Source organism: Pseudomonas sp. 910_23, assembly GCF_052850795.1.
This window is the reverse complement of sequence record NZ_VXCZ01000017.1, coordinates 123,523-141,309: the sequence shown is the minus strand read 5'-3', so window position 1 is coordinate 141,309 and position 17,787 is coordinate 123,523. Positions and strand designations below refer to the sequence as shown.

The following is a 17,787-nucleotide window of genomic DNA, read 5'->3' as shown; positions in this document are numbered from 1 at the left end:
ATCTCCTTAATAGTCGATAGGGTCGCGGATGATCGGGCAGGTCATGCAGTGGCCGCCGCCACGGCCACGGCCGAGCTCACCGGCGCTGATGGTGATGACTTCCACACCGGCCTTGCGCAGCAAGGTGTTGGTGTAGGTGTTGCGGTCGTAACCGATCACCACGCCGGGTTCCACGGCCACTACGTTGTTGCCGTCATCCCACTGCTCGCGTTCGGCGGCGAAGCTGTTGCCGCCGGTCTCGACCACGCGCAGGGCCTTGAGGTTGAGCGCTGCGGCGACGGTTTCGAGGAAGTTGGTTTTCTCCCGTTGAATGTCGATACCGTGAGGCTTGCTTTCGTCAGGGCGCAGGGTGAACGGCACGATCTGGTTGACCACTTCCGGGAAGACGGTGACCAGGTCGCGGTCGCAGAAGCTGAACACGGTGTCCAGGTGCATCGCTGCGCGGGATTTGGGCAGGCCGGCCACGATGACGCGCTCCACCGCTTTGTTCTTGAACAGGTTGCGCGCCAGTTGGCCGATGGCTTGGTGGGACGAGCGCTCGCCCATGCCGATCAACACCACGCCATTGCCAATCGGCATCACGTCGCCGCCTTCCAGTGTGGCAGCGCCGTGCTCCTGGTCGGGGTCGCCGTACCAGATCTGGAAGTCCGCGTTGGTGAACTCCGGGTGGAACTTGTAGATGGCGGAGGTCAGCAGGGTTTCCTGGCGTCGGGCCGGCCAGTACATCGGGTTGAGCGTTACGCCGCCATAGATCCAGCAGGTGGTGTCGCGGGTGAACTGGGTGTTGGGCAGCGGCGGCAGGATGAAGCTGGCGTGGCCGAGGAAGTCGCGGAACATCTCGATGGTCTTGCCACCAAAGCTGCTCGGCAGGTCATCGGCCGAGACACCGCCAATCAGGAACTCGCTGATCTTGCGCGGCTCCAGGCTACGCAGCCACGAGCCGACTTCGTCGACCAGGCCCAGGCCCACGGTGTTGGCGGTGATCTTGCGTTGCAGGATCCAGTCCAGCGCTTCGGGGATGGCGACGATATCGGTGAGCAGGTTGTGCATTTCCAGCACATCAATATCCCGCTCGCGCATCTTGGTCACGAAGTCGAAGTGGTCGCGTTTGGCCTGGGCTACCCACAGCACGTCATCGAACAACAGCTCGTCGCAGTTGTTGGGGGTCAGCCGCTGGTGGGCCAAACCTGGGGAGCACACCATGACTTTGCGCAGTTTGCCGGCTTCGGAATGTACGCCGTACTTAACTTTTTCCGTGGTCATTACAGATCCTCCAGTGAACATACAATTACAGAGTCAGGAAGCCGTCGTAGAGCCCATAGGCCGCCACCAGGGCGCCAATGACCACTGCGGCGAAAATCAGCTTCTCGACGTTGGTGAAAATCGGTTTGCCCAGTTCACGCTTGGCCTTGGCGAACAGGATCGCGCCGGGGGCGTAGAGCAGGGCGGAGAGCAGCAGGTACTTGGTGCCGCCGGCATAGAGCAGCCAGATCGCGTAGATCAGGGCGACGGCGCCGATGAACAGGTCTTTCTTGCGCTCTTTGAGCGCGTTTTCGTAGGTCTCGCCGCGCACCGCCAGCAGCAGGGCGTAGGCCGCCGACCACAGGTAAGGCACCAGGATCATCGAGGTGGCGAGGTAGATCAGCGACAGGTAGGTGCTGGCGGAAAACAGCGTGATCACCAGGAATATCTGCACCATCGCGTTGGTCAGCCACAGGGCATTGACCGGCACATGGTTGGCGTTTTCCTTGCGCAAGAACTCCGGCATGGTGTGGTCCTTGGCGGCGGCAAACATGATCTCCGCACACAGCAGCACCCACGACAGCAACGCGCCCAGCAGCGAGATGATCAAGCCGACGCTGATCAGCACCGCACCCCAGTGGCCCACCACGTGCTCAAGCACGGCAGCCATCGACGGGTTCTGCAACTTGGCCAGTTCCGGTTGGGTCATGATCCCCAAAGACAGCACGTTCACCAGCATCAGGAACAGCAGCACAGTGATAAAACCAATCACGGTGGCCTTGCCCACGTCGCTGCGTTTCTCGGCACGGGAGGAAAAGATGCTCGCGCCTTCGATGCCGATGAACACCCACACAGTGACCAGCATCATGTTGCGCACCTGGTTCATCACGCTGCCCAGGTCAGGGTTTTTTACGCCCCAGATGTCTGCGGTGAAGATGTCCAGCTTGAACGCGAATAGGGCGATGAGCACGAACAGCAGCAGCGGCACCACCTTGGCAACGGTGGTCACCAGGTTGATGAACGCTGCTTCCTTGATGCCGCGCAGCACCAGAAAGTGCACCGCCCACAGCAGTACCGAGGCGCCTATCACCGCCGCTGGCGTGTTGCCTTCGCCAAAGATCGGGAAGAAGTAACCCAGGGTGCTGAACAAGAGTACGAAGTACCCGACGTTGCCCAGCCAGGCACTGATCCAGTAACCCCAGGCCGATGAGAACCCCATGTAATCGCCAAAACCGGCCTTGGCGTAGGCGTACACCCCGCCGTCGAGATCGGGCTTGCGGTTGGCGAGGGTCTGGAACACGAATGCGAGGGTCAACATGCCGATGGCGGTGATCACCCAACCAATCAACACGGCGCCTACGTCGGCACTGGCGGCCATGTTTTGCGGGAGTGAAAAGATCCCGCCGCCAATCATTGAGCCCACGACAAGTGCAACCAGCGCACCAAGCCTAAGTTTTCCGGGAGAATCAGACATTGCGTGACTCCAATGCAGGAGAAGAGAGATCACAGAATAATTCCGTGCGCTAATAAAACAGCTGACTCAGATCAGTTCATTGGCACATTCCATTGTGAATTAACGACTTAGAGTGGAAGTTGCGGGCGACAGAGCCTGTGAAAAGGCGCTAGCTAGAGCGGTCTACTGCAGTGTGGTTCATCATGTGGCCGGGGGCTGGATGTTGAAGCTAGTTGGTATTTGCGAATGTGCAAAGTTTTTGTACGTTGTCTGACGAGCACTTCATAATTGCCGTATTTAAATTCTAAATAAGCCTAAACTTCCTGCGTTTACATACCCTTATGTTATGAAACGCTAGCGTCATTAAATTGAATTAGTTGAGTGCGCGGTAGTCGGCTCAAACATTTATTGCGAGGAACCTGCATGTCCCAACCAGCCCAGAAACTTCGGCTCAGTGCCCTGATCGCCCTGGTAGTAGGTTCGATGATCGGCGGCGGGATCTTCTCGCTCCCGCAAAACATGGCAGCCCGCGCCGAAGTGGGCGCCGTGCTGATCGGTTGGGCCATTACCGCGGTTGGCATGTTGACCCTGGCGTTTGTGTTCCAGACCCTGGCCAACCGCAAACCGGAACTGGATTCCGGGGTGTACGCCTACGCCAAGGCCGGCTTCGGCGATTACATGGGGTTCTCATCGGCCTGGGGTTACTGGATCAGCGCGTGGATGGGCAACGTCGGGTACTTCGTGTTGCTGTTCAGCACCCTGGGTTACTTTTTCCCGGCGTTCGGTCAGGGCAATACACCACTGGCCATCGGTTGTGCATCGCTGTTGCTGTGGGCAGTGCATTTTCTGGTGATGCGCGGGATCAAGGAAGCGGCGTTCATCAACCAGATCACCACCGTGGCGAAGATCGTGCCGCTGTTGATGTTTATCTTGATTGCCGCCGTGGCGTTCAAGGCCGACATCTTCACCCGTGATATCTGGGGCCTGGGCAATCCGCAGATGGGCAGCGTGGTCGAGCAGGTGCGCCACATGATGCTGGTCACGGTGTTTGTGTTTATCGGTATCGAAGGCGCCAGTGTGTACTCGGCGCGGGCCGAGAAACGCTCGGATGTGGGGCGCGCGACGGTGATTGGTTTCCTGGGCGTGCTGGCGCTGTTGGTGCTGGTGAATGTGCTGTCGTTGGGCATCATGGGCCAGCCGGAACTGGCGCAGTTGCAGAACCCGTCGCTGGCGGGCGTGCTGGAACACATTGTCGGGCCCTGGGGAGCGATATTGATCAGCCTCGGCCTGGCGGTTTCGCTGCTCGGGGCATTGCTTTCGTGGGCGTTGCTCTGCGCGGAAATCCTCTATGCCACTGCCCATGACAAGACCATGCCGGCGTTCCTGAAAAAGGAAAACGCCAATCAGGTGCCGGTTAACGCGTTGTGGCTGACCAACGTGATGATCCAGGCATTTCTGGTGATCACGCTGTTTTCGGCCAGTACCTACACCACCCTGATCTACCTGGCGTCTTCGATGATTCTGGTGCCGTACCTGTGGTCGGCGGCCTATGCGGTGCTGTTGAGCGCGCGCGGAGAAACCTATCAAGGCGCTCAGCGCCGACGCATGAAAGATCTGCTGGTAGGCTTGATTGCCCTCGGTTACGCGGTGTGGCTGTTGTATGCGGGCGGTTTGAAATATTTGCTGCTGTCGGCGCTGCTGTATGCACCGGGTGTGATCCTGTTTGCCCTGGCCAAGCGGGAGCAGGGCCGCCCGTTGTTTACCTCGCTTGAAAAAGGCATTTTCGGTTGTGTGATCGCGGGCGCCGGGTTGGCTGCGTACGGGCTGTATAGCGGGGTATTGTCGCTGTGAGGTTGGCGTATCAACCGCCTTATGACTGGGCGGCGATGGTGGCGTTCTTATCGGCGCGGGCAATCACCGGGTTGGAAACCGTGGTGGCCGGTGTGTATCGACGCAGTATCAGTGTGGCCGGGCGGCATGGCTGGATCAGCGTCGCGCCGGGGGCGGGGGATTGGCTGGAAGTGACGGTCGACTTTCCCGAGCCGGCCGCGCTGCCCGAGATCGAGCGGCGCCTGCGCAGGATGTTTGATCTGGATGCCGTGCCCGCCGTGATCAACCTGCAATTGGCCAGGGACCCGTTGATGGCGCAACTGGTTGCGGCTCGACCAGGGCTGCGGTTGCCGGGTACATGGGACGGCCTGGAGTTGGCCATTCGCGCAGTGCTGGGCCAGCAGATCACGGTGGCGGCGGCGATCCGGTTGGCGGGCAAGTTGGTGGCGCAGTATGGCCAGCCGTTGCAAACCCCCCACGCCGGTATTACTCACCTGTTCCCGGCACCCGAGGTGCTGGCGGCGGCGGACCTGGCGGCCCTGGGCATGCCCAAGGCGCGAGGTCGCACCTTGTCCGGTGTGGCCCAGGCGTTGTTGGATGACCCTCGGATTTTCGAGCCCAAGGCCAGTCTCAAGGACGGTGTTGCACGCTTGGTGGCATTGCCGGGGATTGGCGATTGGACCGCGCAGTACATCGCCATGCGCCAGTTGCGCGAGGCGGATGCGTTTGCGTCGGGGGACATCGGCTTGATCAATGCGCTGACGGCGCTGGAAGGCGGGCCGGTGTCGGCACGGCAGTTGCTGGCGCGGGCCGAGGCGTGGCGGCCGTTGAGGGCGTATGCGGCGCAGTATTTGTGGACGTCGTTGAACCGCGGGGGTTGATGGGGGCTGTACTGGCCTCATCGGGGCATGGGTATCTACACAACTTCTGGTATGGCGCTGTCCCTGTGGGAGGGGCGGTGCGACGATTCGACTTGCTCGCGATGGCGGCCTTAGGGCCGACCAGGATGCCGGATCAAACCGAGTACATATCCGTTATTTAGGTCACGGCCACTTAGGGTTCCGCTCTTACAGCGGCTCACTTTTGGAAGGACCGGAATGCCGGCCCAGCCAAAAGTAAGCAAAAGGTCCTCGCCCCACCACTCGGCACCTCGCTCAGGCTCGGTGTGCCCGTAATCCGACAGGGATTTGGGGGGCCGCCGCCACGCGCCATTCATGGCGCGGGGCGGCTAAACCGGCATCCCTGCCGGTTTACCCCCCAAATCCATGTCGAATTCCGGCCAGCGTGGTTTAACGGGGCGCCTGAGATCAAAAGCAGATCAAGATCAAGAGCGGCTCGCTTCGCATCGTGGTTACTGGTGACTGCTACGAAGTTGTGTAGATACCCATGCTCATCGGGGGCAAGCCCCCTCCCACATTTGATGTGTGAATACATTCAAAAGTGGGAGGGGGCTTGCCCCCGATGGCGGTCTTCAGTTCACCACTGAGGCCGGTGCGCGCCCAATTCCCCTGCCGGCAAATCCCACTGCAACGGCGTGCCACTGATGCTCAGCGGCGCCAGTAACCGATGGGCCTGGCCCCAGGTGGTCTGCTCTACCACCAAGCCTTGATCATTGATGTCTTCGTCGCGCAACGCTGCCTGCTGCGGCACCTGCCCTGCGTCCACCAGCAACTTGGCCGTGCGCGCCAGTGACAACCGCACCGAACTGCCACGACCTGACGCAAACCGCTCGCTCAAGGCCTGGAGCGCACTGGCGGCCATCAGGTAACCGGTAGCGTGATCCAGCGCCTGCAGCGGCAGCGGCACGGGCTTATCCGCCTGCTTCCAGGCCATGCCCGCCTCGGCGATCCCGCTGCTCATCTGCACCAGGCTGTCAAAACCGCGACGGTTACGCCACGGACCGCTCCAGCCATAGGCATTGAGGCTGATGTCAATCAGCCCGGGGGCGATATGTTGGCGCTCGCCGAGGGTGTAACCCAGCTGTTCCAGTGCATCGGCGCGGTAACCATGGAACAGTACGTCGGCGTCCTTGAGCAAGGCTTCGAATACCTGCCGGCCTTCAGGGCTTTTCAGGTCGAGGCGGGCACAGCGCTTGCCCAGGGTCATCTCCGGTACCACGCCCGGTTCGTTCCAGGTTGGCGAATCGATGCGCAGTACATCTGCACCCAATCCGGCGAGGAAACGACTGGCCACGGGGCCGGCCAATACGCGGGTCAAGTCCAGCACCTTGATACCGGCCAGCGGGCGCGCAGGTGAGCCAGGCCAGGGTTTGTCGATACCAGTGTCGAAGACCTGACGCTGTATCAACTCCTCGGCATTCACCGCCAAGCCTTGCGGATGCTGCTGCCAGGCTTGCCACGTACGCATCTGCGCCGCACAACCGCTGGCGTCGACAATGGCCTGTTCCAGTTCTGCGGCGTTCCATGTAGCGACTTTGGTCGCCATCTCGGCGCGGTCGGCCACAGGCCCAAGCACCCGTTCGGCCGCTGCACGGTGATGGGGTGCGTTGGTGTGCAGACGAATCCAGCCATCGGCGCTGGCGTAGTCGCTGGCCACCGGGTCCCACAGCGGCGGCACTTGCCAACCCACGGGGCGAATCGACGACGAAAACCACAGCGAGGCGAGACGCCGATCCACGCTGACGCTGGGCAGCCGCCCGGTCTGTTGCTGGATCAATTGGGCAACAGCCTGGCCAGCGGCGCCGATGCTGGCGACGGCCAGGTCGGTCACGGCGAAGGACGAGGGCAGCGCGCCTGCCGAGGTCTCGGGCAGCGCAATGTGCGGTAAATCGAGTGCAGCTTGGATGGGAGTCAGCAGGTCAGTCATCTAAGGCCCTCCGTAAGAGAAGGGCCACTATAGAAGAACATCACACCGGTGTGGCAGCCCCTGGGATCAAGGGCAGTTCGATACTGGCGATAAAACCGCCGTCGGGATGATTGGCCAGGATCAGGGTGCCGCCATGGCGCTCGGCAGCACGGCGGGCGATGGCCAGGCCCAGGCCATGACCTTGTGCAGTCTGGCCCGGCGCACGGTAAAACGGCTCGCCCAGTTGGCCCAGGTGTTCGGTTTCAACGCCGGGGCCGTGGTCGCGTACGCTGATCAGAATGCGCCCGTTTTGATGCTGGGCCTGCAATTGAATCGGTTGGCCGGCCGGGTTGAAGCGTTGGGCATTGCGCAGAAGGTTATCCACGGCGCGCTCGATCATGGTCGGCCAGCCCTTGAGCCGCAGGTCGACGTCGGTGCTGAGGTGCACCACTTGCTCCGGCGCGCCGAGCTGGGCGTCCTTTTGCAGGGTCTTGAGCAATGGGTTGAGGTCAATGTCTTCGGCGCTGGCGTTGTCGGCGTCGACCCGCGCCAGGACCAGGATTTCGCTGATCAAGGCTTCCAGGCGGTCGCATTCGCGGGTCAGGCGTGGCCAGAGTTTTTCCCGTTCTTCGGGGCTGGCGCGCTCGGCCAGGGCCAGGGCGATACGCAAGCGTGCCAGGGGCGAGCGCAGTTCGTGGGACACATCGCGCAGCAACTGGCGCTGGCTACCGATCAGGCTTTGCAGGCGCGCGCCCATGCGGTTGAAGTCATTGGCCAACACACCGAATTCGTCGCGCCTGTTGGCCAGTTGCGCCAGGCTGTTTTGTTGATAGGTGGTTTGCCCCAGGTCATGCACCGCGCCGCGCAGGCGGCTGAGTGGGCGGGTGATGGACAAGGTCACCAGCAGGCTGAACAGGGTCAACACCACCAGGGTGATTGCCAGGGCACTGAGCGGCCACAGCAGGCTACTGCGGTGCCAGGCTTCCAACTCCGGGTGGGGAATGCGGTAGATCAGCAGGTAGGTGTCGCCGGTTTTGTCGCTGGTGTACTCGGCGGTCAGGCGCCGCCAGGGCAGGTGGCCGTCCTGGCTGTCATTCTGCCGGGCTTCAAAGGCGGCGGCGCGACGCGGGAAGGTACCGCGCACCACCGGCTCGCCGCTCTCGTTAAGCACTTGCACATCGATGTGGTACTGGCGTTTGCGCTGTTGCAGCAAGTCCTGGGCGGCGTCCTCACCCTGGGCTTCGTAGAGTTGCGTCCACTCTTGCGCCAGGTTGTTCAGGCCTGGGTGGCGGCTGAGAATCCAGGCGTCCTGGTTGAGCATATGCCCAAGCAGAATCGACAACCCGCCAACCAGGGCGATGGCCAGCCAGAAACTCGCCAGGATACGCCAGAACAATGAACGCACAGGAAACCCTCAAACAGGAAAAGCCCAGTGGTGTGAACCACTGGGCCGTAGGCATTACGTTCGCATTATTGCGCTTTTTGCGCTTGCTGGGCTTTCCATTCCTGGAATTGCTTCCACTCGGCGCGGCGCTCGGCTTGCTTTTTGACGATCTCGTCGTATTGCTTCTGCTGGTCAGGCTTGAGCACGGCGCGGATATTGGCCTGGGTTTTCTGCTTGCCGGCGGCGATCTCGTCCTGCATGGCTTTCTGGTCAGCGGCCGGGAGTTTGTCCAGGTACTTTTGGGTCAGGTCTTTGCGAGCGTGCCATTGGTCACCCATCAGCTTGCGGATCTGCTCACGCTGTTCCTTGCTCAAGTCCAACTGGCTGAACGGGCCGCCTTTACCACGCGGGCCGTGTTCGCCGTGGCCAGGGCCGCCCATCATGTGGCCTTCGTGACCGCCCATCGGGCCCGGGCCTTCAGGCATGGCCATGGCGACGGTAGGCAGTGCAGCGGCGAGCATCAAAGCGATAAGGGTCTTGCGCATGGTGATTCTCCTGTCTCTATTCCGGTGAGTCCGGATGTGAGTAGGTTACGCAGAGCAAGGTCAGCGGCGGTCAGGGGAGAGTAAAGCTTCGGTAAAGATGGCGGCAGCTGCAAGTTTTTAGCTACAAGCGGCAAGTAACAGCTTTTCACTTGCCGCTTGTAGCTTGCCACTTATAGCTGCCTCTAAAGGCTGTAATAGTAACCGCGACTGCGCAGCGCCACGATCCGCGGCCGGCCATCCGGGTGCGGGCCGATCTTTTTGCGCAGGTTGCTGACGTGCATGTCCAGGCTGCGATCGTAAAGGGTCAACTTGCGGCCCAGGGCGATCTGCGCCAGTTCCTGTTTATCGAGGGGCTCGCCGGGCTGGCGCAGCAAGGCTTCGAGCAGGCGGCTTTCGGAGACGGTCAGGGTGAACTCCTGGTCATCGATGCTCACCACGCCGCGCACCGGGCTGAAGCACAGGTCGCCCAGCTCAAGCTGGGTCGAGACCGCGGTCGGGTGGCTGCGGCGCAATACGGCACGCAGGCGGGCGGTCAGTTCGCGCGGATCGCAAGGCTTGGCCAGGTAGTCGTCGGCGCCCAGCTCCAGGCCGAGGATGCGGTCCAGGGGTTCGCCCCGCGCCGAGAGCATCAGCACCGGCAGTTCCGGGTGGTCGTTGCGCAGTTGCTTGAGCAGCTCCAGGCCGCTGCCGTCGGGCAACATCACGTCGAGCACCACCGCCGCCGGGGCGGCTTCGGCCAAGGCTTTGCGGGCGCTCAGGCCATCGTGGCAGGCGCGCACCTGGAAGCCTTCCTGGCTCAACCAACTGTTCAGCAGCTCACAGAGCTCCTGGTCATCATCTATCAGTAACAGCTCGCTCATGACTCACTCGATTTAGCCATTGTCGACGGCGACGACCCCACCGGTGACGCCGTGAGCCATTAGGAGTGCGCCGAAACGATTAGGTTCGACGCAGCCGGGTTCAAGGCAGGACTTGCTTGAACGGCTTGATCACCACATCAGCGTAGACGCCTGCGGCGACATAGGGGTCGGCCTTGGCCCAGGCCTGGGCGTCGGCCAGGGAGGCGAACTCGGCGACAATCAGGCTGCCGGTGAAACCGGCGTCGCCGGGGTCATTGCTGTCGACCGCCGGGTGCGGGCCGGCCAGTACGATACGGCCTTCGGCTTGCAGCTGTTTAAGGCGCTCGACGTGGGCGGGGCGTACGCTCAGGCGTTTTTCCAGCGAGTTGGCAATATCGGTGGCAATGATGGCGTAGAGCATGTCAGTCCTCGGTTTTCGGCGTGGTAGGCGCGGTGTCATGCAGGTGACGCGACAGGTAGATCCCCTGGCCGATCAGGAACAATACGGTCATGCCCAGGCTGCCGAACACCTTGAAATCGACCCAGTAGTCCTGGAAGGTAAAGGCCACGAACAGGTTGGCCGCACCACAGAACAGGAAAAACACGATCCAGGCCACGTTCAGGCGCACCCACACCGGCTCCGGCAAGGTCAGCGCGTGGCCCATGATCCGCTTGATCAGCAGACGGTCACCGATGAAGTGGCTGCCGATAAAGACCAGGGCAAACAGCCAGTTGACCACCGGGGCTTTCCATTTAAGGAAGGTTTCGCTGTGGAAGGCCAGGGTCAGTCCGCCAAAGACCAGGCAGGCGATAAGGGTCAGCCATTGGCTTTTTTCCAGCTTGCGCTGGGAGATGAAGATGGCGCCGTAGACCACGATGGAGCTGATGATCAGTACGGCAGTGGCACTGTAGATACCCCCGAACGACAGCTCGTGACCGGCGATTTCGATGACCCTGGGGTCGAGTTTGGTAACGATGAAAAACAGCAACAGCGGGATGAAGTCGATGAATTGTTTCACAGTAAGAGCCAGAAGCTGGATGTGGCGGCATAATAACAAACATCCTTGGTTGCGATAGCGCCAGCTGACTTGAGGTTACATACCCACGTGAATGTTGATTTGCACTGCCACAGCACGGCCTCCGACGGCGCCCTGGCGCCCGCGGTACTGGTTGCGCGTGCGTTTGAAAAAGGCGTGCAAGTGCTGGCGTTGACCGACCACGACACCCTCGAGGGTCTCGATGAGGCCCGCGAAGCCGCGCATTCTTTGGGCATGCAACTGGTCAACGGGGTGGAATTGTCCTGCACCTGGGGCGGCGCCACCATTCATGTACTTGGCTACGGTTTCGATCAGAATGCCCCGCCGTTGGTGGCGGCCATTGCCCAATTGCACGATGGCCGCTGGCTGCGGTCCGAAGAAATAAGCCGCAAGCTCAGCCTTAAAGGTATGCCCGGCGCCCTCGACGGCGCTCGTGCCATCCAGCAGGAACTGGGTGACAGCGGCAACGCACCGGCCCGTCCGCACTTTGCTGACTGGATGGTGCGCGAAGGCTATGTCAAGGATCGCGCCGAAGCCTTTCGCAAATGGCTGGGGGCCGGCAAGTTGGGCGATGTGAAGCTGCATTGGCCGACCCTGGAAGACACCGTCCAGACCTTGCGGGCTTCCGGGGCCTGGGTCAGCCTGGCGCATCCCTGGCATTACGATTTCACCCGCAGCAAGCGCCGCAAGCTGATCAGCGACTATATTGGTGCGGGTGGCCACGCGATCGAGGTGGTCAACGGGCATCAACCGGCGGAACAGGTCGGCAGCCTGGCGATCCTTGCTCGCGAATTTGGTCTGCTGGTCAGTGCCGGCAGTGATTTTCATGGCCCAGGCGGCTGGTCCGAGATTGGCGAGTATCGCCAGGTCCCGGAAGATCTGCCGCTGTTGTGGGGGCGATTCAAGCATGACCCCATTATTGCCACCGTCTGAACAGGTAGAGCACGTGAGTCAATTCTTCCAGATTCATCCGGAAAACCCTCAGGCGCGCCTGATTAAACAGGCCGTGGAGATCATCCGAGCCGGCGGCGTGGTGATCTATCCAACTGATTCGTCCTACGCCATCGGTTGCCAGATCGGCGACAAGGGCGCGGTCGAGCGTGTAAGGCGCCTGCGCCAGCTGGACGACAAGCACAACTTCGCACTGATTTGCAGCGACTTGTCTCAACTGGGCCTGTTCGCCAAGGTCGACACCGGTACGTTCCGCCTGCTCAAGGCCCATACGCCGGGGCCTTATACCTTCATTCTCAATGCCACCCGCGAAGTGCCGCGCCTGTTATTGCACCCCAAGAAGCGCACCATCGGCCTGCGCGTGCCGGAACACCCGATAGCCCTGGCGCTGTTGGCCGAGCTGGGTGAGCCGCTGATGAGCGTGTCGTTGATCCTGCCCGGTGAAACCGAACCGTTGTACGACCCTTACGAAATGCGGCGCCTGCTGGAAAAGCATGTCGACCTGATCATCGATGGCGGCTACGGCGGCAACAAAGCCTCGACGGTGATCAACCTGGCTGACGGCGAGCCTGAAGTGGTGCGTGTGGGCTGTGGCGATCCGGCGCCATTTATGGTCGAGGCCTGAATGTCGGCCGTGGAAACCGCTGATCCCCAGGCCGGCGCCCAGCAGGAACTGCCGTTCGCCATGGTCTATGGCCAGGCGGTCATGGAAATGCCCCTGGACCTGTACATTCCACCGGATGCCCTGGAGGTCTTCCTGGAAGCCTTCGAAGGCCCGCTGGACTTGCTGCTGTACCTGATCCGCAAGCAGAACATCAATATCCTCGACATCCCGGTGGCAGAAATCACCCGTCAGTACATGGGCTACGTCGAGCTGATGCAGTCGGTGCGCCTGGAGCTGGCCGCCGAGTACCTGGTGATGGCCGCCATGCTCGCCGAGATCAAGTCGCGCATGTTGTTGCCGCGTTCGGAGACCGTCGAAGCCGAAGAGGATGACCCGCGCGCCGAACTGATCCGCCGCTTGCAGGAGTACGAACGCTTCAAGGCCGCCGCCGAAGGCATTGACGGCCTGAGCCGCGTGGGCCGTGATGTGGTGGTGCCCAAGCTCGACGCACCCGAGGCCCGTGCGCGCAAATTGCTGCCGGACGTGAGCCTGGAAGAATTGCTGATGTCCATGGCCGAGGTGCTGCGCCGTGGCGATATGTTTGAAAGCCACCAGGTCAGCCGCGAAGCGCTGTCTACCCGCGAGCGCATGAGTGATGTGCTGGAGCGCCTCAAGGGTGGTGGGTTTGTGCCGTTTGTGGAGCTGTTCACCGCCGAAGAAGGCCGACTAGGTGTGGTGGTGACCTTTATGGCGATCCTCGAACTGGTCAAGGAATCCTTGGTCGAGCTGGTGCAGAATGAGCCTTTTGCGGCTATCCACGTGCGGGCGCGAGCCGAATAACGAGCTGAATCGATGAATCTGACTGAACCCCGCGAACTGGCACCCTTGCTGGAGGCCTTTCTCCTGGCCTCGGGTAAACCGCAATCCCTGGAGCGCCTGTTCGAACTCTTTGAAGAAGCTGAACGCCCGGAGCCGCCGATATTCAAGAAGGCGCTGGAGATCCTGCGCAAGTCCTGCGACGGCCGTGCCTTTGAGTTGCGCGAAGTGGCGTCGGGTTATCGCCTGCAGATCCGCGAGAAGTTTTCGCCGTGGGTGGGGCGCTTGTGGGAAGAGCGGCCGCAGCGTTATTCGCGGGCAATGCTGGAAACCATGGCGCTGATCGCCTATCGCCAGCCGATTACCCGTGGCGAAATCGAGGACGTGCGTGGTGTGGCGGTCAACAGCCATATCGTCAAGACCCTGCTGGAGCGCGAGTGGATCCGCATCGTGGGTTACCGCGACGTGCCCGGCAAACCGGCGATGTTCGCCACCACCAAGGTGTTCCTCGATCATTTCAACCTGAAAAACCTCGACGACCTGCCGCCCCTGGCCGAACTGCGCGAAATGGAGGCCGAGCCGGTGCTCGACTTCGACGATGCGCCGGTGCCGCAAAGCCTGCAGGAACTGGCCGATGCCAGCGCCGAGCCGGAGGAGCCCAAGGACGAAACCAGCTTCCATACGCTGTTGTTGGAGCTCGATGATATGGAGCAAGGGATCAAGACTGATTTTGACGACCTGTTGCGTGATGCTGCCGACGAGCCGCAGACCGAGGTGAACGTTGAACCCGAGCCCGAAGTCGAAGAAGACATCCTCGGCGTCGCCGATGCCCGGGAAAAACTGCTGGCCGCCGTCGCCGCCCTGGAACAGCCGCCGCTGAGCGACGAAGAAGACGAAGCCCGGGCGCTGGCCGAAGCCATCGAAAACGAACGCCGCCAACTCGAAGACTGACGCAATAAAAACTGTGGGAGGGGGCTTGCTCCCGATAGCGGAGTGTCAGGCAGCAGATGCATCAACTGATCCACTGCTATCGGGAGCAAGCCCCCTCCCACATTGGATCTCCATTGTCTCCATTGGTCTGGATTGTCTGGGAGAAAACATGAGTTCCACCAAAGACCCGTGCATCAGCATCTGCAAGTTCGCCGACGACATCTGCGTCGGCTGTGGCCGCAGCAAGCGCGAAATCCGTGCCTGGAAGAAGCTCGACAAAGTCGACAAGCGCACGGTGCTGGCTGAAGCCGAGCTGCGATTGCTGGCGCTTGGTGCCACCGGTCGGCGGAAAAGCAAATGACTTGGACGTTATCGACTAGTCTGTGATGCGCAACACGCGCCATGCGCGTATGATTCGCGACCCCTTGCCGACCTATTCGGCCAAGGCCCCGCTTTCAAGACCCCTCAGGCCACGCCTGAATCGACCCACCGGGAGGTGCTTACGATGAATGACCAAGACCAGAAAGACCAGGAAATCGGCCCAGCAGGCGAAAAGCTGCAAAAAGTGCTGGCGCGTATCGGCGTGGGCTCGCGCCGCGACGTCGAAGCCTGGATTACCCAGAAGCGCATCAAGGTCAACGGCGTCGAGGCTACCCTCGGCCAGCGCGTCGACCTGCACGATGCAATCACCATTGATGGCAAGGTCATCAAGCGTGAAGAGGCCGCCGAATCGGTGCGCCGCGTGATCATGTACAACAAGCCCGATGGCGAAATCTGCACCCGTGACGACCCGGAAGGCCGTCCGACCGTGTTCGACAAGATGCCCAAGCCCAAGGAAGGCCGCTGGATCAACATCGGTCGTCTGGACATCAACACCACCGGCTTGCTGATGTTCACCACTGACGGCGAACTGGCCAACCGCCTGATGCACCCGTCCTACGAGATGGATCGTGAATACGCCGTGCGTGTACGCGGTGAAGTCGATGACGAGATGATCGAACGCCTCAAGGCCGGCGTGGTGCTGGAAGACGGCCCGGCCAAGTTCACCGACATCAAGCAGGCGCCAGGCGGCGAAGGTTTCAACCACTGGTACCACTGCGTGGTGATGGAAGGGCGTAACCGTGAAGTGCGTCGCCTGTGGGAATCCCAGGGGCTGGTGGTCAGCCGCCTCAAGCGCGTGCGTTTCGGCCCGGTGTTCCTGAACTCCGACCTGCCGATGGGCCGCTGGCGCGAAATGAGCCAGTACGAAGTCGACATCCTCAGCGCCGAAGTTGGCCTGACGCCGGTCGCCATGCCGCAGATGAACGCCAAGAGCAAAGACAAGCTCGAGCGTATGCAGCGTAAGTCGTCGCGCCCTGTTGCGCGTACCGAGCGCGTGGCTCGCACCTTGCGCCCGGCGCTGAATGCACCGGCAACCGGCGGTCGTATTTCTCGCGAGCCGCAGATCGAAGGTGAGCGTCGCCCAACCGCACCGTCCCGCCAGGAAGGTGATCGTGCACCACGCACACCGCGCCCGGCCCGTGGCGAAGCGCCAAGCGGCGGTCGCAGCAACCGTGGTGAAGCCGATCGCCCGGCCGATAATGCCAGTACCAAGCGTCCAGCCAAGCCAGCGGCGAACAAGCGCCCTGGCCCGAAACTGGTAGCTGATGAGCCGTCGGGCAAGCGTCGTGGCGCCCCGGCAGGTTCGGGTCAGCGTCCTGGTTTTGGTCGCAAGAAGCCGCAGTGATGCGTTAAGCGCTGCATAAAAACGCCAACCCTAGGGTTGGCGTTTTTTTTGATCTGAATTTGAAATGCAATCAACTGTGGGAGGGGGCTTGCTCCCGATAGCGGTATATCAGCCTAAGTATCTCTTACTGACACACTGCTATCGGGAGCAAGCCCCCTCCCACATTTGGTCTGCGGTGTTTTTGAGTCTTGTGTTCAGAAGGCAAACGTTCCATCGAAAACCGGTTTATCGTCCAAGGCCAACGTTCCACTGGCAAAGATCAAATCCAAGTGATGACTGCCTTTCTGCCCGCCGCCCAGGCCCAGGTGCAACCCGCAATGGCGCTCCTCGAACCCGGCGTTGCGCGCATACAGATCCTTGACCCCTTCATTGGTGCCAATGCCCAACTCCTCCACCCGACGGTTGGACGGGTTGGCATTCAGGTACTTGTTGAAATCATCCGCCAGCCCCGGCACGTCGCTGGCCACGCTGCAAATGGTCGAGTTCTCGATCCACAATTCCAGCGGTGATTGCAGCACGCCGTATTTGCGCGCAAACGGAATAGTGCTGAGGAAGGTACCGACAAACCGCACCTGGCCGTTGATGGCTTCACTGTGGGTGGCGATTTCGCCGGGGGCCAGGTCGTGGTTGCCGACGCCGTTGATATTGGTCCACTTCTTGATGCTGCTCATCGGCGCTTCAAGACGTGAACCGTGCTTGTCGGTAAAGCTCAGTACATTGGCCTGGGACATGCGTCGGATCAGCGTGGCGTTAAGGTCGGCAATACGCTGTGGCTCGACGCTGAAGGTGTCGTAGAAGTAATCACCATAATCCTTGAATAGCAGGGATTTCTTCCAGTGCTCGGCCATCACGCCGTGCAGGGCGCGGATAAAGTCCGGGCCTTCGGCGCGTGGGTGGGGCAGGGTGGAGGAGTCGTAGAGAAACAGGTACAGGTCGCAGGCTTCGATGGCTTGCACCAGGGCTTCGCTGGGAGCCAGGTCCAGGCGTTGCAACTGGAAGTTGAAGCGCGCGGCGCTGCCGTGGGTGATGGCCTGGGCAATGGCATCGTAGCGCTCGGTATGGCCCAGCAGCACGGTGGGGCGACTCAGGCCCTGGAGGGCCGGATGGTGAGCAAGATAGTAGAGAAAGTGGTCGACGGCGCGGGCCTTGTCCATGACGGGTGTCCTTCTGTGCCTTGGGTAAGGGGGCAGGTGCCGTGCACAGCACCTGCCGGATGCCTGCCGGGTATTAGAAAGGCCACATCGCGGTGCCGAAAGGCACAACGGCATCGGCTTGCATCATTTCAACGGCGGCCTCATGGGTCGGCGCTTCAAACCAATCGTCGAGTTGCAGTTCGGTTTCCAGGTCTTTTTCCAGTGCTTGCATGGTGTATCTCCTAGAGGACGTTGATTGAGAACGGCTTGCCCGCGGGCTTCGTGGGCAAGTGGAAAGAACCTAGAAGAGAGTGTTTCGAAATGCAAAAAAAATATTGACACGGTTTCATTTGGATTTTTTCTTCTGTTTTTGGCGAGCTATTTTTTATTCAGAAAAAACAGCGTATTGGCTGAACCGTTTATTCAGAAAATCCCCACTGACAATTTTCCGTTGGCTGTCCATAAAACCTGGCTGTAACGCAGTGTTTCCGC

Annotated in this window: 18 protein-coding genes; 8 read left to right on the top strand and 10 right to left on the bottom strand. The window is 61.0% G+C overall.

Annotated elements, in window-relative coordinates:
- Nucleotides 1-6: 6 nt before the first annotated feature.
- Both arcA and arcD (FW800_RS20265) read right to left on the bottom strand, forming a co-directional pair.
- Nucleotides 7-1,263 (bottom strand): arginine deiminase, encoded by a 1,257-nt coding sequence (arcA, locus tag FW800_RS20270; RefSeq protein ID WP_122733621.1) that lies wholly within the window; start codon nucleotides 1,261-1,263, stop codon nucleotides 7-9.
- Between the two features lie 25 nt (nucleotides 1,264-1,288).
- Nucleotides 1,289-2,716, bottom strand: a complete 1,428-nt coding sequence (gene arcD, locus FW800_RS20265) for an arginine-ornithine antiporter (RefSeq protein ID WP_032879725.1) — start codon at nucleotides 2,714-2,716, stop codon at nucleotides 1,289-1,291.
- A gap of 402 nt (nucleotides 2,717-3,118) precedes the next feature.
- Here arcD (FW800_RS20265) and arcD (FW800_RS20260) point away from each other — a divergent pair, with 402 nt between their 5' ends.
- Both arcD (FW800_RS20260) and FW800_RS20255 read left to right on the top strand, forming a co-directional pair.
- On the top strand, nucleotides 3,119-4,546 hold the full coding sequence (gene arcD / locus FW800_RS20260) for an arginine-ornithine antiporter (RefSeq protein WP_446438319.1): 1,428 nt from the start codon (nucleotides 3,119-3,121) through the stop codon (nucleotides 4,544-4,546).
- Nucleotides 4,543-5,406 carry a DNA-3-methyladenine glycosylase family protein gene (locus FW800_RS20255; protein WP_446438318.1) on the top strand — a complete coding sequence of 288 codons (864 nt, stop codon included), beginning with the start codon at nucleotides 4,543-4,545 and terminating at the stop codon, nucleotides 5,404-5,406. Before arcD (FW800_RS20260) ends, FW800_RS20255 begins: the two co-directional genes overlap by 4 nt.
- Nucleotides 5,407-6,001: 595 nt before the next feature.
- Here the strand turns inward: FW800_RS20255 and FW800_RS20250 are convergent.
- The 6 genes from FW800_RS20250 to FW800_RS20225 form a co-directional block, all read right to left on the bottom strand.
- Nucleotides 6,002-7,351, bottom strand: coding sequence for a CoA transferase (locus FW800_RS20250; protein WP_446438317.1), 1,350 nt, complete (start codon nucleotides 7,349-7,351; stop codon nucleotides 6,002-6,004).
- A gap of 40 nt (nucleotides 7,352-7,391) precedes the next feature.
- Nucleotides 7,392-8,735 carry a sensor histidine kinase gene (locus FW800_RS20245; protein WP_248130834.1) on the bottom strand — a complete coding sequence of 448 codons (1,344 nt, stop codon included), beginning with the start codon at nucleotides 8,733-8,735 and terminating at the stop codon, nucleotides 7,392-7,394.
- 65 nt (nucleotides 8,736-8,800) lie between these two features.
- On the bottom strand, nucleotides 8,801-9,259 hold the full coding sequence (locus FW800_RS20240) for a hypothetical protein (protein ID WP_005790823.1): 459 nt from the start codon (nucleotides 9,257-9,259) through the stop codon (nucleotides 8,801-8,803).
- A 182-nt stretch (nucleotides 9,260-9,441) separates the two neighbouring features.
- A complete protein-coding gene (locus FW800_RS20235) occupies nucleotides 9,442-10,119 on the bottom strand; it encodes a response regulator transcription factor (protein WP_078822169.1) in 678 nt (225 codons plus the stop codon).
- A gap of 100 nt (nucleotides 10,120-10,219) precedes the next feature.
- Entirely contained in the window at nucleotides 10,220-10,519 is a 300-nt protein-coding gene (locus FW800_RS20230) for a YciI family protein (RefSeq protein WP_005790820.1), read from the bottom strand.
- A 1-nt stretch (nucleotide 10,520) separates the two neighbouring features.
- On the bottom strand, nucleotides 10,521-11,117 hold the full coding sequence (locus FW800_RS20225; protein WP_005790819.1) for a septation protein A: 597 nt from the start codon (nucleotides 11,115-11,117) through the stop codon (nucleotides 10,521-10,523).
- A gap of 87 nt (nucleotides 11,118-11,204) precedes the next feature.
- Here FW800_RS20225 and FW800_RS20220 point away from each other — a divergent pair, with 87 nt between their 5' ends.
- From FW800_RS20220 to rluB, 6 genes are all read left to right on the top strand, one after another.
- The gene (locus FW800_RS20220; protein WP_103734738.1) at nucleotides 11,205-12,068 is read left to right on the top strand and encodes a PHP domain-containing protein; all 864 of its coding nucleotides are present in this window, start codon (nucleotides 11,205-11,207) and stop codon (nucleotides 12,066-12,068) included.
- Between the two features lie 13 nt (nucleotides 12,069-12,081).
- The gene (locus FW800_RS20215; RefSeq protein ID WP_003193796.1) at nucleotides 12,082-12,711 is read left to right on the top strand and encodes an L-threonylcarbamoyladenylate synthase; all 630 of its coding nucleotides are present in this window, start codon (nucleotides 12,082-12,084) and stop codon (nucleotides 12,709-12,711) included.
- Nucleotides 12,712-12,831: 120 nt separating this feature from the next.
- Complete coding sequence (locus FW800_RS20210) at nucleotides 12,832-13,530, top strand: segregation and condensation protein A (protein WP_164365898.1); 699 nt, start codon at nucleotides 12,832-12,834, stop codon at nucleotides 13,528-13,530.
- Nucleotides 13,531-13,542: 12 nt separating this feature from the next.
- On the top strand, nucleotides 13,543-14,457 hold the full coding sequence (scpB, locus tag FW800_RS20205) for an SMC-Scp complex subunit ScpB (protein WP_446438316.1): 915 nt from the start codon (nucleotides 13,543-13,545) through the stop codon (nucleotides 14,455-14,457).
- A 148-nt stretch (nucleotides 14,458-14,605) separates the two neighbouring features.
- Nucleotides 14,606-14,797 (top strand): DUF1289 domain-containing protein, encoded by a 192-nt coding sequence (locus tag FW800_RS20200; RefSeq protein WP_032879732.1) that lies wholly within the window; start codon nucleotides 14,606-14,608, stop codon nucleotides 14,795-14,797.
- A gap of 144 nt (nucleotides 14,798-14,941) precedes the next feature.
- On the top strand, nucleotides 14,942-16,162 hold the full coding sequence (rluB, locus tag FW800_RS20195) for a 23S rRNA pseudouridine(2605) synthase RluB (RefSeq protein WP_005790814.1): 1,221 nt from the start codon (nucleotides 14,942-14,944) through the stop codon (nucleotides 16,160-16,162).
- A 194-nt stretch (nucleotides 16,163-16,356) separates the two neighbouring features.
- Here the strand turns inward: rluB and FW800_RS20190 are convergent, their stop codons facing one another.
- Complete coding sequence (locus FW800_RS20190; protein WP_446438315.1) at nucleotides 16,357-17,316, bottom strand: leucyl aminopeptidase; 960 nt, start codon at nucleotides 17,314-17,316, stop codon at nucleotides 16,357-16,359.
- 73 nt (nucleotides 17,317-17,389) lie between these two features.
- Nucleotides 17,390-17,527, bottom strand: a complete 138-nt coding sequence (locus FW800_RS20185; RefSeq protein ID WP_003237751.1) for a hypothetical protein — start codon at nucleotides 17,525-17,527, stop codon at nucleotides 17,390-17,392.
- Between the last annotated feature and the right edge of the window lie 260 nt (nucleotides 17,528-17,787).